Here is a 13466-nt window from a genome sequence, read left to right as displayed (position 1 = left end):
ACCGGCCGACCGGCCGGGGGCGTCGTTCGGGACGGGAGGTTCGCATGGCCGCTGACGCCCAGCTCCGGGACCGGGCCGCGGAGGCCGACGTGGTGCCGGACGAAGCGTGGGCGCGGGAGATCCGCCGGCTCGTCGAGGAGCGCGACGCGGTCGTCCTCGCGCACAACTACCAGCTGCCCGAGATCCAGGACATCGCCGACCACACCGGCGACTCCCTGGCGCTGAGCCGCATCGCGGCCAGCAGCACCGCGAGCACCATCGTGTTCTGCGGAGTGCACTTCATGGCCGAGACGGCGAAGATCCTCGGTCCGGACAAGACGGTGCTCATCCCCGAGGAGCGGGCCGGGTGTTCCCTGGCCGAGTCCATCACCGGCGAGCAGCTGCGCGAGTGGAAGGCCGACAACCCCGGTGCGGTGGTCGTGTCCTACGTGAACACCACGGCCGAGGTGAAGGCCGAGACGGACGTCTGCTGCACCTCCTCGAACGCGGTGGACGTGGTCGGCTCCGTTCCGGCCGAGCAGCCCGTGCTGTTCTGCCCCGACCAGTTCCTCGGCGCGCACGTCCGGCGCGTCACCGGGCGGGAGAACATGGCCGTGTGGGCCGGCGAGTGCCACGTGCACGCCGGCATCAACGGTCCGGAGCTGACGCGCCGGGCCGAGCAGAACCCGGACGCCGAGCTGTACGTGCACCCCGAGTGCGGCTGCGCCACCTCGGCGCTGTACCTCGCCGGCGCGGGCAGCGTGCCGGACGAGCGCGTGAAGATCCTGTCCACCGGGGGCATGCTCGAGGCCGCCGGGAAGGCCGAGGCGCCCTCGGTGCTCGTGGCCACCGAGGTCGGCATGCTGCACCAGCTGCGCCGAGCCGCCCCCGAGGTCGACTTCCAACCGGTGAACGAGCGGGCCAGCTGCCGCTACATGAAGATGATCACGCCGGGCGCCCTGCTGCGCTGCCTCACCGACGGCACCGACGAGGTGCGCGTGCCCGCCGAGACCGCGCGACGCGCGCGGGGGGCGGTGGAGCGCATGGTGGCGATCGGCACGCCGGGAGGTGGCGAGTGACCTGGGAGACCCGGTGCGACCTGGTCGTGGTGGGCAGCGGCGTGGCCGGGCTCACCGCCGCCCGCACCGCCCGGCAGGCGGGCCTGCGGGTGCTCGTCATCAGCAAGGCCGAGCTGACCGAGGGCAGCACCGCCTGGGCCCAGGGCGGCATCGCCTGCGCCGACGGCGCGGCCCCCGGCGGGGACAGCGTGCAGCGGCACGCCGCGGACACCCTGACCGCGGGAGCGGGCCTGTGCGCACCCGAAGCGGTGCACGGCATCCTCGCCGACGGCGGCGCCGCGCTGCGCCGGCTGCAGGAGACCGGTGTGCGGTTCGACCGGGACGCCGGCGGCGGGCTCGCCCGGACCCGCGAAGGCGGGCACACCGCGTTCCGCGTCGTGCACTGCGGTGGTGACGCCACCGGTGCGGAGGTGCACCGGGCCCTGAGCGACAGCACGCGCGGCGCGGGAACCCCCGTGCTCGAGCGGCACTGCGTCGTGGACGTGCTGCGCGGTGAGGACGGGGCCGTGGTCGGAGCTCTCGTGCTCGACGAGCACGGCCGCCCCGGGACGGTGCGCGCCCCGGCGGTGCTGCTGGCCACCGGCGGGATCGGCCAGCTGTACGCGGTGACGACGAACCCGGAGATCGCCACGGCCGACGGGCTGGCGCTGGCGCTGCGGGCCGGTGCCTGCGTGGCCGACGTCGAGTTCGTGCAGTTCCACCCGACCGCGCTGTGCGCCCCCGGCGCCCCGGACGGCAGCCGGCCGCTCATCACCGAAGCGGTGCGCGGCGAAGGCGGCGTGCTCGTCGACGGGGCGGGGCGGCGGATCATGGCCGACAAGGACCCGCGGGCCGATCTCGCACCGCGCGACGTGGTCGCGGCCGCGCTCGACGAGCACCTGCGCCGCACCGGCGGGCAGGCGTTCCTCGACACCACGGGCGTGGACCGCTTCGCCGAGCGGTTCCCCACGGTCACCGGGACCTGCCGCGCAGCGGGCATCGACCCGGTCGCCGAGCCGATCCCGGTCGCGCCCGCCGCGCACTACGCCTGCGGCGGGGTCGTCACCGACCTGTCCGGGCGCACCAGCGTTCCCGGGCTCTACGCCGCGGGCGAGGTGGCCCGCACCGGTCTGCACGGGGCGAACCGGCTGGCCTCGAACAGCCTGCTGGAAGGACTCGTCGTGGGCGAGCGCGCTGCGCGCGCGGTCGCCCGGGACACCTCCGGCCAGCACCGCCGCTGCCGCGTGGAGGACCCGGCCGTGCCGGCGCACCCCGTGGTGGACCGCGGGCTGCTGCAGCGCACCATGGGCCGGCACGCCGCGCTGGAGCGATCGGCCGGCGGGCTGCGGGAGGCCGCGGAGGTGCTGGACCGCACCGCCGTGGTGCGGCCGCTGCAGGACCGCCGGGCCGTGGAGGAGTCCGCGCTGGCCCTGGCGGGGCAGACCCTGTTGACCGCGGCGGAGCTGCGCACCGAGTCGCGCGGGTGCCACCGGCGCGGCGACTTCCCGGAAGCCGACGGGCAGCAGGCCCGCAGCGTGGTGCTGCGGCTGGACGTCTCCGGCGCGCTCATCCGCACCACCGGTCCGGGCCTGGCGAGGGCGGCGGCATGACCGGGAGCGGTGCGGGACTGGACGCCGAGCACGTGCGCGCGCTGGTGCGCACGGCCTTGGACGAGGACCTGGCCGAAGGTCCCGACGCGACGACGCGCGCCACCGTGGGGCAGGCGCCGCTGGAGGCGGCGATGCACGCGCGCGGCGACGGGGTGCTCGCGGGTCTGGAGTTCGTGCGCGAGGTCTTCGACCAGGTCCTGGGTGCGGACTACGAGTGGGACCGCGACCTCTCCGACGGGGACGCCGTCGCCGCGGGGGACCGCGTGCTGCGGGTGCGCGCGGCCGGGGCGGGGCTGCTGACCGCCGAGCGGACCGCGTTGAACCTGCTGTGCCACCTGTCCGGAGTGGCCAGCGCGACCGCCGAGTGGGTGCGGGCCGTGGCCGGCACGGGCTGCCGCATCCGGGACAGCCGCAAGACGCTGCCGGGGCTGCGCGCGGCGCAGAAGTACGCGGTGCGCTGCGGCGGCGGGGTCAACCACCGGATGGCGCTCGGCGACGCGCTGCTGGTCAAGGACAACCACATCGCCGCGGTCGGTTCGGTGGGCGCCGCGATCGCCGCGTGCCGCCGCAGCGCGCCCGAACTCCCGCTGGAAGTCGAAGTGTCCACACTGGATGAACTCGCCGAGTCCCTCGAGGGGGAGCCGGAGCTGGTGCTGCTGGACAACTTCACGCCCCAGGGGTGCGCGGCGGCGGTGCACCGCGCGCGCAGCAGCGCCCCGCAGGTGCGGTTGGAGGCCTCGGGGGCGCTGACGCTGCAGCGCGCCCGCACCTACGCCGAGACCGGTGTGGACTTCCTCGCCGTGGGGCGGCTGACGCACTCCGCTCCCGCGCTGGACGTGGGCTTGGACATGTGACCGCCTCGGCGGCGCGTGCGCGGGCCCGGTGCGGCGGCGGGCACCCGCGGACGGCATGATCACCGCTGTGCGGTCGTGCGGGACGCGGCCGCGCAGCACGTGGCCGGAGAGGGGGATCTGCCGTGGTGAACGCGGTCGAGCGCGGCAACGCGCTGCTGGACGGGCCGGAGCGGGGGCGCAGGAGCACCGGCCCCGCCCTCGGCGCGGTGGTCGTGCTCGCGTGCCTGCTGGCCGGGCAGTACCTGGCCGGCCTCGTGCTGTTCCCGCTGCTGGGGGCGTCCCCGCTGGCCGTGCTGCGCGGTGACGTCGGCCCGGTCGACCAGGCGGCGATGCTGCTCACCGGTGCGGGAGCGCTGGTGCTGCTGGCGCTGTGGCTGCGGTTCCGGGAGGTGCGCCCGTTCGGCAGTCTCGGCTTCCCGCTCGCGCGGCGCGTCCCGGCGGTGCTGCTGGGCGGTGCCGCGGTCGCCGCGGTCGCGCTGAGCCTGCCGGTCGCGATCAACCTCCTCAGCGGGCAGTACGAGGTGCGCGCAGCGGGCGCCTCGGCGGTGGTGCTCGCGCTGCTGCCGGTCTTCGCCGTGCAGGCGAGCACCGAGGAGGTCCTCACCCGCGGGTACCTGCTGCAGGTCACCCACCGGCGCTGGGGATTGCCCGCGGCGCTGGCGGTGCAGGCGGTGCTGTTCGCGCTGCTGCACGTGACCAACCTCGAGATCAGCGTCATCGCCCTGGTCAACATCCTGCTCATCGGCGTGCTGCTCGGGCTGTGGGCCGTGGCCGAAGGAGGGCTGTGGGGCGTGTGCGCCTTCCACACCGTGTGGAACTGGGCGCAGGGCAACGTCTACGGCATCGAAGTGTCCGGGATGGACCTCGGAACCACCTGGTGGGACGTCTCCGCCGACCCCGCCGGTGCCACCCCGATCACCGGCGGCGGCTTCGGCGTCGAGGGCAGCGCGATCACCACCCTCGTGCTCGCCGCGCTGCTGACCGCGGTGGTGCTGGTGCTGCGCCGCGCCCGCCCCGCGGCCGCCGGGCAGTCCCGGTGATCCCGGAGCGGGCTCCGGGAGCGGCTGCCCGATGTCGGGGGCCCCGCAGCGAGGCCCCGCCGGAGGTTCCTCCCAGCTACCCCCATCCACCCCAGCCCATCCGCGGACTCCCCTAGTTCGCGGTGCTGCGCGGGGTGGTGATCGCCGACAGCCGCTCCAGCCCCTCGGCCGCGGGATCCCGGTTGTACGGCAGCAGCGCCAGCAGGCGGGCCATGCCGCAGGTGTTCGTCACCGCCGAGAACACCAGTCCGCCGCCGACGGCGGCGGCCAGCCACTTCGCCTTCGGCGCGACGGCACTGCCGAGCACGCCGGTGAGCACGAGACCCCCGGCGGCGAGGCGCACCTGCCGCTCCATCGCCCACTTCTGCGCGTCCCGCTCGACCGGACCGCCCTGCTGCCGCCAGGCGGCCATGCCGCCGTCGAGCACGACCGGATCGCCCAGGTCCGTCTCGGCCAGCAGCCTGCGGGCCTCCTCGGCCCGCGCGCCCGAGCTGCACACCAGCAGCAACGGGTCCTCGTGCGCGCCGCCGAGGTGGCCGCGGTGCGCGCGCAGCAGGTCCAGCGGCACGTTCCGCGCGCCCGGGATGTGCTCGGCGCGGAACTCGCCCGGCGTGCGCACGTCGATGACCCGGGCGTTCGGCGCGGAGGTGAGCAGGGCGCGCGCCGCGCCCTGGTCGAGGGCCTCGGGAAGTAAACGGCTCATCAGGTCTCCTCGCAGTGGTCGGCCGGAGGAATTCTTCCAGAGAGCGCGCCTTCACCGGGACTGCGCCGGTTCGGATTCCGCGGGCTCCGCGGAGGTGAGCGGCACGCCGGCAGCGGCGGCCCCGTCGAACCGGTCGTCCACGACCACCGCCGCGCGCCCGGCCGCCTCCAGCAGCGAGGCCGCCGTGGTCGCGCGGTACCCGCTGCCGCAGTGCACCCAGATCATCCCGCCCGGCAGCTCCGGGATCCGCCGGCGCAGCTCGTACAGCGGCACGTGCACCGCCCCGGTGACGTGCGCGGCGCGGAACTCGCCCGGGGTGCGCACGTCCAGCACGACCTCGGCCGGGGGCAGGGAACCGGGATCGCCGCGCAGCGCGGCGGCGAGCGCGCCGAAGTCGGCGGTGCGGGTGCTGCGCACCGGGCTGCGCTCGGTGGCGAGGTCCGCGGGCTCCCCGGTGGCCGCACCGGCGAAACCGTCGATGCCGATGCGGGCCAGCTCCCGCTGCGCGGCGGCGACCTGCTCGCGGCTGCGCCCGAGCAGCGTGATCGGCGCGCCCCAGTCGACCAGCCACCCCAGCCAGGTGGCCAGCGACCCGTCCAGGCCGAGGCTGACCGTCCCGGCGAGGTGCGCGGCCGCGTAGGCGCGGCGGTTGCGCAGGTCGACGATCCACTCGCCGCGGGCCAGCCCGTCGGCCAGGTCCGCGGGCGAGGCCGCGGCGGGCGGTCGCAGGTCCACCGGTTCCGGCCCGGCGAGGTTCCGCACGCCCATGTGCGCGTAGTAGGCGGGGTAGGTCTCCAGCCCGGACAGCACCGTGTCGACGAAGTCCTGCTCGGCCAGGGTGAACGCGGGGTTGGTGCCGCGTTCGTGCCCGAGCGTGGCGGAATCACCCCCCGCCGGGGTGGCCGAGCAGAAGCTGCCGAAGCCGTGCGTGGGCCAGATGCGCGCGCCGTCCGGCACCTCCTCGGCGAGGCGGTGCGCCGAGGCGTGCTGGTGCCGGGCCAGCGTCGTGCTGTGCTCCGGGCCGAGCAGGTCGGTGCGGCCGGTGGTGCCGAACAGCAGCGAGCCGCCGGTGAACACGCCCACCGCGCCCGCCTCGGATTCGAGGACGTAGGACAGGTGGTGGAAGGTGTGCCCCGGCGTGGCCAGGGCGCGGACCCGCAGCGCCGCGGAGACCGGCACGACATCGCCGTCGCGCAGCGGGGTGTGCGGGAACGGCGCCTCGTCGGCGGCGGCGAGGCCGTAGTCGGCGCCGGTCAGCCGGGCCAGGTCGAGCCCGCCGGAGACGTAGTCGTTGTGGATGTGGGTTTCCAGCACGAGCGCGATCCGCGCACCGAGCTGTCCGGCGAGGGCGAGCACGCGGTCCACGTCCCGCTGCGGGTCGACCACGACGGCGCGCTCGCCGTCGGTGGCCAGGTAGCTGCGGTCACCGAGCGAGGAGGTCTCGATGATCTCCACGCGGACGTCCCGGTCGGATCCGGTCGTTGCCATGGCGCACCCCCGGTCGCGGCGGTTTCGCACCATTGTCGGGGTCGGGGCGCGCCTGCCGCATGGCAGCGTCCCGCGGCGGTGCGGCCGCCGGCCCGGGGCGCTCCCCGCCCGGGCCGGCGGCCCGGGCCGCCTCCGGCACCGTCAGAACCGGCGGTTGGCGAGCACGGGCAGGCTCGAGCGCGCTTCCTCGACGGTTTCCCGGTCGACATCGGTGACGAGCACCTCGGGGGTCTCACCGGCCTGCGCGCGGATTTCGCCGAAGGGCGTGGCCACGAGGCTGTGGCCGATGCCGGTGGGGGCCTTGTCGCTCGGTTCGCGCCCGATGCTGCGCGGGTTCGCCTGGCCGCAGGCCACCACCCAGGTGGTCGAGTCGAGCGCACGCGCGCGGGTGAGCAGTTCCCACTGCTCCCGCTTGCCGGGACCCGCGCCCCACGAGGCCGCGGTGAGGACCACCGTCGCGCCGCGCTCGGCCAGCGTGGTGTACAGGCCGGGGAAGCGCACGTCGTAGCACGTGCTCAGGCCGAGGGTGGTGTCGCCGACGGTGATGGTCGCGGGTTCCTCGCCGCCGGTGACGGTGCGCGACTCGGCGAAGCCGAACGCGTCGTAGAGGTGGATCTTGTCGTAGGAGGTGTCCACGTCCGGGCCGGTGGCCAGCAGCGTGTTGCGCACGCGGCCGTCCTCGCCCGGGGTGAACATGCCCGCCACCACGGTCAGCCCCGCCTCGCGCGCCGCGCGGCGCACTTCGCCCGCCCACGGGCCGTCGAGCGGTTCGGCCAGCGGCGCCAGGCGCACGCCGAAGCACGCCATCGTCGCTTCGGGGAACACGGCGATCTGCGCCCCGGCCTCGGCCGCTTCGCGCACGCCGGCGCGGACGAGGTCGAGGTTCTCGCCGGGGTCGGGGGTGGACACGATCTGGCACGACGCGATGCGCATGTCGCTCCCTCTCTTCGCGGGCTTCCCGGCGTGTATACCAGCACGTCCGGCCCTCGGGGAGGGGAGCGCGGCCGGTGGTGGCGTGCGCACGGGGGCGGTGCGCGTCCACAGTGGGCGCGCCCAGCGGGAAACGCGCTCACGCGAACGTATTTCGCGTCCGTGGCCGCGCTGCGCCCCGCGGACGCGGTCGGGACGCGGTTTTGGCAGCATGCGGAGCGGTGGTGGCCGGCCCGGTCGCGCGCGTCACTGAATGCGGTGGCACGGTTGCGTCACGTGTCAACGCTCGCGGCCTCCGGACGATATGTCAGGCTGGAAGGACCGCGTGCGGCGAACAGCGCGGCGACCCCGCGCACGACGAGAACGAGGAGTCGGTTCATGAGCGAGGGCGACGGCACCACCTTCTTGCAGTGGAAGGAGCGGGCCCAGTCCGAGGCGCGCGAGGACGCGCCGCGATTCCGGATGATCCTGGTGACCGGGGTGGTCGTGGTGGTCGCCGCCATCGTGGTGGGTGCGCTGGTGCTGCTGCTCAGCTGACTGCTGCTCAGCTGCGGCGGCCGGTGCTCACTCGCGGTCCGGCTGCGGCGGAGCGGAGGCGTCGAGCGGCCGGATGTGCAGGCGGGCGATGCGGTGCCCGTCCATGGCCCGCACGGTGAAGCGGTGCCCGAGCGCGTCGAGGGCGTCCCCGGCCGCCGGCAGTGTGCCGAGCCTGCTGAGCACGAAACCGGCGACCGTGTCGTAGGGCCCCTCGGGCAGGCTCAGCCCCACCTGCTCGGCGAGGTCGTCGCGGTGCAGCAGGCCGTCCACGACGTACCCGCCGGCGGGGACCGGGCGCACCGGGGCGGCGCTCGGGTCGTACTCGTCCCAGATGTCCCCGACGACCTCCTCGACCAGGTCCTCGACCGTGACGATGCCCGCGGTCCCGCCGTACTCGTCGATCACGACGGTGAGGTGGCCGTGCTGCCGCATCAACGACAACGCCTGCAGCACGGGTTTGCTGCTCGGCCGCGAGGTGACCGGACGGGCCAGCTCGCCCACGCGGCGCCCCCGGCCGGTCGTCGCGGAGGTCCCGGCCAGCAGCAGGTCGCGGACGTGGACGAAGCCGATGACGTCATCGGCGGTGTCCCGCAGCACCGGGTAGCGCGAGTGCGGTTTGCCGCGGATCTCGGTGATCGCCTCCTCCAGGGGCAGCGCCTCGTCCAGGAAGTCCACTTCCGTGCGCGGCACCATGACCTCGCCGAGGACCAGCCCGCTGGCGTGGAACGTGTCGGTGAGCAGGCGCCGCTCCTCCACGCTGAGCTGCTCGTTGGTGCGCACCATGTCGCGCAGCTCTTCCTCGGAGACCGCTCCCGCCGCCGCCTTCGGGTCGAGCCCCAGCAGGCGCACCACGGCGTTCGTGGACACCGAGAGCAACCAGATCAGCGGGCGGGTCAGCGTGGCCGTGCGGTCCAGCACCCCGGCGGTGGCCAGGGCGGTGGTCTCCGCGCGGTGCAGCGCCAGCCGCTTGGGGACGAGCTCGCCGAGGACCAGCGAGAGGTAGGACACGAACAGCGTCACCGCGACCAGGGCCAGCGACGCGGCCAAGCCCACCGGGAGCCCCCACCCGGTCAGGGCCGGTTGCAGGCGCACGGCGATGGTCGCGCCCCCGTAGCTGGAGGCGAAGAACCCGGCGAAGGTGACACCGATCTGCACCGCCGAGAGGAACCGGTTCGAATCGGCCCGCAGGTTCGCGACCCGGGCTCCCCGCTTGCTGCGCTGCTCCAGCTGGTGCAGCTGGCTGTCGCGCAACGAGACCAGCGCGATCTCGGCAGCGGCGAAGTAGCCACCGATCAGGACGAACACGAGCACGAGTAGCAGGTTCCACGCGACGCCGCTCATCCGCCGAGTCTCGCATCGCGGGGAGATCCACACCGGACGTTCGAGCCCGTGCGCAGCTGCGCAGTTCGGCCGCGCTCCTCGCTCACCCGTCTCACCCCTGGAGCGGTAGGTGGTGGACGTTTCTCGAGAGATGTCCACCGCCCCTGCGTGATGCGCGCTCGCGCACACTCGATCGCGTGGTGTGCGCGTGCGGTTGTCAGCATGTGACAACGGGCTTCCCGCGCGGGTCGCGTCCGGGCAGGCTGTGAACTGCGACACAGAACGTCGCTTCGCTGCAGTCGGACGAAGGAGCCCGAGGTGAGAGCGGTACGAGTGCACGCCTACGGCGAACCGGCGAAGCTGGACACCGTCCCGGACCCGGCTCCGGCGGGGCCGCTCGACGTCCTCGTCGAAGTCGGCGCGGCCGGGGTGTGCCGGACGGACCTGCACATCATCGAGGGGCAGTGGGCCGACAAGAGCGGCGTCGCGCTGCCCTACATCATCGGTCACGAGAACGCGGGCACGGTCCGCGAGGTCGGCTCGGCCGTCACGAACGTCTCCCCCGGCGACAAGGTCATCCTGCACCCGCTGGTGACCTGCGGGCTGTGCCGCGCCTGCCGCTCCGGCGACGACGTGCACTGCGCGAACTCGCGGTTCCCCGGGATCAACGCGGACGGCGGCATGGCCGAGCTGGTGCTCACGCACGCCCGCTCGGTGGTCAAGCTCGACCCGGGCCTGCCACCGGCCGACGTCGCCGCCCTCGCCGATGCCGGGCTGACCGCCTACCACGCGGTGCGCAAGGCCGTGCCGCTGCTGCACCCCGGCGCGCACGCCCTCGTCATCGGCGCGGGCGGACTCGGCCACATCGGTGTGCAGGTGCTGCGCGCGCTCACCGCCGCCGAGGTCACCGTCGTCGACCGCTCCGAGCGGGCCCTGGACCTGGCCGCCCAGCTCGGCGCGGACCACACCGTGCTCGCCACCGGCGGTCACGTCGACGCGGTCCGCGAGGTCACCGGCGGAGCGGGCGCGCACGTGGTGTTCGACTTCGTCGGCGAGTCGGGCACGGAAGCCGAAGGGGTGGCGCTCACGCGCGACGCCGGTTCCTACTTCACGATCGGTTACGGCGGCCGCGTCGACGTTCCCACGATCGACATCATCTCCCGCGAGATCAACATCATCGGCAACCTCGTCGGCTCCTACAACGACCTCGACGAGCTCATGACGCTCACCGCCCGCGGCGCGGTGTCGCTGCGCACGCACACCTACCCGCTGGACGACGCGGTGGCCGCCCTCGACGACCTCGACCGCGGCCGGATCCCCGGCGGGCGGGCGATCCTCGTTCCCTGACCGCGCTCCCGCGAGCAGCAACGGAAAGGACGGAGCCAGCATGTACGAGAAGGACGGCGAGAAGTACTTCATCGTCGACAGCCACGTCCACTTCTGGGACGGGACGCCGGCCAACCAGGCCAACCGCTACGGCGAGGGATTCATCAACTGCTTCTACGACTACCACCGCAACCTCAGCCCGGAGTCCGAGGTGTGGTCGTTGGAGCACTTCCAGAAGCAGAGCGAAGCCGACGTGCTGCACGACCTGTTCGAAGTCGGCTACGTGGACAAGGCGATCATGCAGCCGACCTACCTCACGGACTTCTTCATCAACGGGTTCAACACCACCGAGCAGGACGGGGCGCTCGCCGAGAAGCACCCGGACAAGTTCCTCGTCAACGGCTCGTTCGACCCCCGCGACGGGGAGGCCGGCCTCGCCGCGCTGGAGCGCCTCGTGGAGCGCTGGCAGCCGCGCGGGATCAAGCTCTACACCGCCGAGTGGAAGGGCGAGTCGAAGGGTTGGAAGCTCTCCGACCCGTGGTCGTACCGCTACCTGGAGAAGTGCCGGGAACTCGGCATCAGCAACATTCACGTCCACAAAGGACCAACGATTTACCCGCTCAACCGCGATGCTTTCGACGTGGCCGATGTGGACGACGTGGCGACGGCCTTCCCCGAGTTGAACTTCATCGTCGAGCACGTCGGTCTGCCGCGCCTGGAGGACTTCTGCTGGATCGCCACGCAGGAACCCAACGTCTACGGTGGACTCGCCGTGGCGATGCCCTTCATCCACTCGCGGCCGCGCTACTTCGCCCAGATCCTCGGGGAGCTGCTGTTCTGGCTCGACGAGAACCGGATCACCTTCGCCAGCGACTACGCGATCTGGACGCCGAAGTGGTTGGTCGAGGAGTTCGTCGACTTCCAGATCCCGGAGGACATGCAGTCCGAGTACGGCGCGCTCACGCCGGACGTCAAGCGCAGGATCCTCGGGCTCAACGCGGCCCGGCTCTACGACATCGAGGTGCCCGCGGAGGCCGCGGTGCCGCAGCAGCGGCCGGGCGAGCAGGCCGGTTCCCCGGTGGTGATGAACGCATGACCCGCCTGGACAGCGACACCGCGGCCTGGCGCGCGCTCGGCACCGTGCTCGACCCGGAGCTCGACGAGTCGATCACCGAGCTCGGGTTCGTCGCCGGCCTGGTCGTCGACGGCGGCCGGGTCGACGTGGAGCTGCGACTGCCGACGTACTTCTGCGCGCCGAACTTCGCCTACCTCATGGTGGCCGACGCGCACGACGTCGTGGGCGAGCTGCCCGGCACCGAGCAGGTGCACGTCCGGCTGCTCGACCACTTCGCCGCCGAGCAGATCAACGCGGGCGTCGCCGCCGGCGACGGGTTCGACGCCGCCTTCTCCGGGCTCAGCGCCGGTGAGCTCGACGAACTGCGGCGCACGTTCCTGGCCAAGGCGCACGCGGTGTACCAGGAGCAGCTGGCCACGCGGCTGCTCCGGCAGGGCTTCGGCCACGGGGACCTGCTGCGGGCGCGGCTCGGCGACCTGCCCGCGGACGCCGAGCGGGAACGGCTCGAACGGCGCCGCGAGCGCCTCGGGCTGCCGAACGGGCCGGACGCCCCGCTGCTGCTCGACGAGCACGGGCAGCCGCTCGAGGAGGAGACGCTGCCGCTGCGGTTGCGGCTGGCCCGGACCACGCGGGTCAGCATCGAGGCGAACGCCGGATGGTGCCGCGGGCTGCTGGACACGCGGTACGCGTCCTGCCCGTCCGAGCGCAGCGACCTAACGTCGGAGGTATGACCACGCAGTCGCACACCCCGCGGGACCCGGCACCGCCCGCCGCGAGGGGCAGGTCGCCGGGTCCCGTCCTGCAGTCGGTCGACCGCGCGCTGCGCGTGCTCGAAGCCATCGCGGAAGCGCCCGGCGGGCTCAGCGCCAAGCGGATCGCCGCCGACCTGGGGCTGACGCTGTCCACGACGTACCACCTGCTGGCGACGCTGATCCACGCCGGGCACGTGGTGCACCTCAGCGACCAGCACGTCTACGGGCTCGGGTACAAGGCCCGCTACCTGGGGCAGGCGCTGTCGGAGCAGCTGGCCGTGCCCGCGGAGATCGCCTCGTGCGTGCGCGGGCTGCACCACCACGCCGATGCCGCGGCGTACTACGCGATCTACCGGGGGACCGAGGTCGTCATCGCCCACGTCGAGGACTCCCCGCAGCGCCCGCGGGTGCAGCCGCTCGACGTCGGCTTCCACCGGGCCCCGCACGCCACGGCGTTCGGCAAGATCATGCTCGCCGCCATGGTCCCGGAAACCCGGGAGCAGTACCTGGACAACGCGGGGCTCCTGCCGCTGACCGCGGCGACGATCCGCGACCGGGAACGGCTCGAGTCGCACCTGGCGCACGTGCGGCGTTCCCGCATCGCGCTCGAGGTCGGCGAGTTCCAGGACGGCCTGGCGTGCATGGCCGCCCCGGTGCACGATCCCACCGGCGCCGTGGTCGCCTCCGTGGCGCTGTCGTTCACCACGCACGACTTCCGCACGCGGAGGTGGAACCTCGAGCACGCCGTCCGGCAGGGCGCGGCGCGCGCCACGCGGGCGCTCGCGCGCGGGTAG

The 13466-nt window shown here is 73.9% G+C and carries 13 protein-coding genes; 9 read left to right on the top strand and 4 right to left on the bottom strand.

Annotated features, from left to right (window positions below; genetic code table 11):
* The first annotated feature begins 44 nt into the window (after positions 1–44).
* From nadA to ACVGV0_RS17430, 4 genes are all read left to right on the top strand, one after another.
* Positions 45–1058: a quinolinate synthase NadA gene (nadA, locus tag ACVGV0_RS17445; protein WP_459156759.1), complete on the top strand. Its 1014-nt coding sequence runs from the start codon at positions 45–47 to the stop codon at positions 1056–1058.
* Entirely contained in the window at positions 1055–2647 is a 1593-nt protein-coding gene (locus tag ACVGV0_RS17440; RefSeq protein WP_459156758.1) for an L-aspartate oxidase, read from the top strand. The genes nadA and ACVGV0_RS17440 overlap by 4 nt, the downstream gene beginning before the upstream one ends.
* Positions 2644–3501: a carboxylating nicotinate-nucleotide diphosphorylase gene (nadC, locus tag ACVGV0_RS17435; protein ID WP_459156757.1), complete on the top strand. Its 858-nt coding sequence runs from the start codon at positions 2644–2646 to the stop codon at positions 3499–3501. The genes ACVGV0_RS17440 and nadC overlap by 4 nt, the downstream gene beginning before the upstream one ends.
* 122 nt (positions 3502–3623) lie before the next feature.
* Positions 3624–4541, top strand: coding sequence for a CPBP family intramembrane glutamic endopeptidase (locus ACVGV0_RS17430; protein WP_459156756.1), 918 nt, complete (start codon positions 3624–3626; stop codon positions 4539–4541).
* Between the two features lie 112 nt (positions 4542–4653).
* On the opposite strand, the gene ACVGV0_RS17425 is transcribed toward ACVGV0_RS17430, so the two are convergent.
* The 3 genes from ACVGV0_RS17425 to ACVGV0_RS17415 form a co-directional block, all read right to left on the bottom strand.
* Positions 4654–5244 carry a rhodanese-like domain-containing protein gene (locus tag ACVGV0_RS17425; RefSeq protein ID WP_459156755.1) on the bottom strand — a complete coding sequence of 197 codons (591 nt, stop codon included), beginning with the start codon at positions 5242–5244 and terminating at the stop codon, positions 4654–4656.
* A gap of 51 nt (positions 5245–5295) precedes the next feature.
* Complete coding sequence (locus ACVGV0_RS17420) at positions 5296–6732, bottom strand: MBL fold metallo-hydrolase (protein ID WP_459156754.1); 1437 nt, start codon at positions 6730–6732, stop codon at positions 5296–5298.
* A gap of 141 nt (positions 6733–6873) precedes the next feature.
* Complete coding sequence (locus ACVGV0_RS17415; RefSeq protein WP_459156753.1) at positions 6874–7665, bottom strand: carbon-nitrogen hydrolase family protein; 792 nt, start codon at positions 7663–7665, stop codon at positions 6874–6876.
* Positions 7666–8040: 375 nt separating this feature from the next.
* Between ACVGV0_RS17415 and ACVGV0_RS17410 the strand changes: the two genes are divergently transcribed.
* Entirely contained in the window at positions 8041–8199 is a 159-nt protein-coding gene (locus ACVGV0_RS17410; RefSeq protein WP_459156752.1) for a hypothetical protein, read from the top strand.
* 27 nt (positions 8200–8226) lie between these two features.
* On the opposite strand, the gene ACVGV0_RS17405 is transcribed toward ACVGV0_RS17410, so the two are convergent.
* Positions 8227–9540 (bottom strand): hemolysin family protein, encoded by a 1314-nt coding sequence (locus ACVGV0_RS17405; RefSeq protein ID WP_459156751.1) that lies wholly within the window; start codon positions 9538–9540, stop codon positions 8227–8229.
* A gap of 297 nt (positions 9541–9837) precedes the next feature.
* Between ACVGV0_RS17405 and ACVGV0_RS17400 the strand changes: the two genes are divergently transcribed.
* The 4 genes from ACVGV0_RS17400 to ACVGV0_RS17385 are packed head-to-tail and all read left to right on the top strand — an operon-like array spanning position 9838 to position 13466.
* Complete coding sequence (locus ACVGV0_RS17400; protein ID WP_459156750.1) at positions 9838–10866, top strand: NAD(P)-dependent alcohol dehydrogenase; 1029 nt, start codon at positions 9838–9840, stop codon at positions 10864–10866.
* Between the two features lie 40 nt (positions 10867–10906).
* Positions 10907–11941: an amidohydrolase family protein gene (locus ACVGV0_RS17395; RefSeq protein ID WP_459156749.1), complete on the top strand. Its 1035-nt coding sequence runs from the start codon at positions 10907–10909 to the stop codon at positions 11939–11941.
* Positions 11938–12651, top strand: a complete 714-nt coding sequence (locus ACVGV0_RS17390; RefSeq protein WP_459156748.1) for an iron-sulfur cluster assembly protein — start codon at positions 11938–11940, stop codon at positions 12649–12651. The genes ACVGV0_RS17395 and ACVGV0_RS17390 overlap by 4 nt, the downstream gene beginning before the upstream one ends.
* Entirely contained in the window at positions 12648–13466 is an 819-nt protein-coding gene (locus tag ACVGV0_RS17385) for an IclR family transcriptional regulator (protein ID WP_459156747.1), read from the top strand. Before ACVGV0_RS17390 ends, ACVGV0_RS17385 begins: the two co-directional genes overlap by 4 nt.

It is taken from the genome of Salinifilum ghardaiensis, assembly GCF_054491345.1.
The sequence above is the reverse complement of the archived record's forward strand: the minus strand, read 5'-3'. Positions and strand labels throughout refer to the sequence as shown.

Coding starts and splice junctions, on each gene's coding strand:
- nadA (WP_459156759.1), top strand. CDS start 45: ATGGCCGCTGACGCCCAGCTCCGGGACCGGGCCGCGGAGGCCGACGTG.
- nadC (WP_459156757.1), top strand. CDS start 2,644: ATGACCGGGAGCGGTGCGGGACTGGACGCCGAGCACGTGCGCGCGCTG.
- ACVGV0_RS17425 (WP_459156755.1), bottom strand. CDS start 5,244: ATGAGCCGTTTACTTCCCGAGGCCCTCGACCAGGGCGCGGCGCGCGCC.
- ACVGV0_RS17420 (WP_459156754.1), bottom strand. CDS start 6,732: ATGGCAACGACCGGATCCGACCGGGACGTCCGCGTGGAGATCATCGAG.
- ACVGV0_RS17415 (WP_459156753.1), bottom strand. CDS start 7,665: ATGCGCATCGCGTCGTGCCAGATCGTGTCCACCCCCGACCCCGGCGAG.
- ACVGV0_RS17410 (WP_459156752.1), top strand. CDS start 8,041: ATGAGCGAGGGCGACGGCACCACCTTCTTGCAGTGGAAGGAGCGGGCC.
- ACVGV0_RS17405 (WP_459156751.1), bottom strand. CDS start 9,540: ATGAGCGGCGTCGCGTGGAACCTGCTACTCGTGCTCGTGTTCGTCCTG.
- ACVGV0_RS17395 (WP_459156749.1), top strand. CDS start 10,907: ATGTACGAGAAGGACGGCGAGAAGTACTTCATCGTCGACAGCCACGTC.
- ACVGV0_RS17390 (WP_459156748.1), top strand. CDS start 11,938: ATGACCCGCCTGGACAGCGACACCGCGGCCTGGCGCGCGCTCGGCACC.
- ACVGV0_RS17385 (WP_459156747.1), top strand. CDS start 12,648: ATGACCACGCAGTCGCACACCCCGCGGGACCCGGCACCGCCCGCCGCG.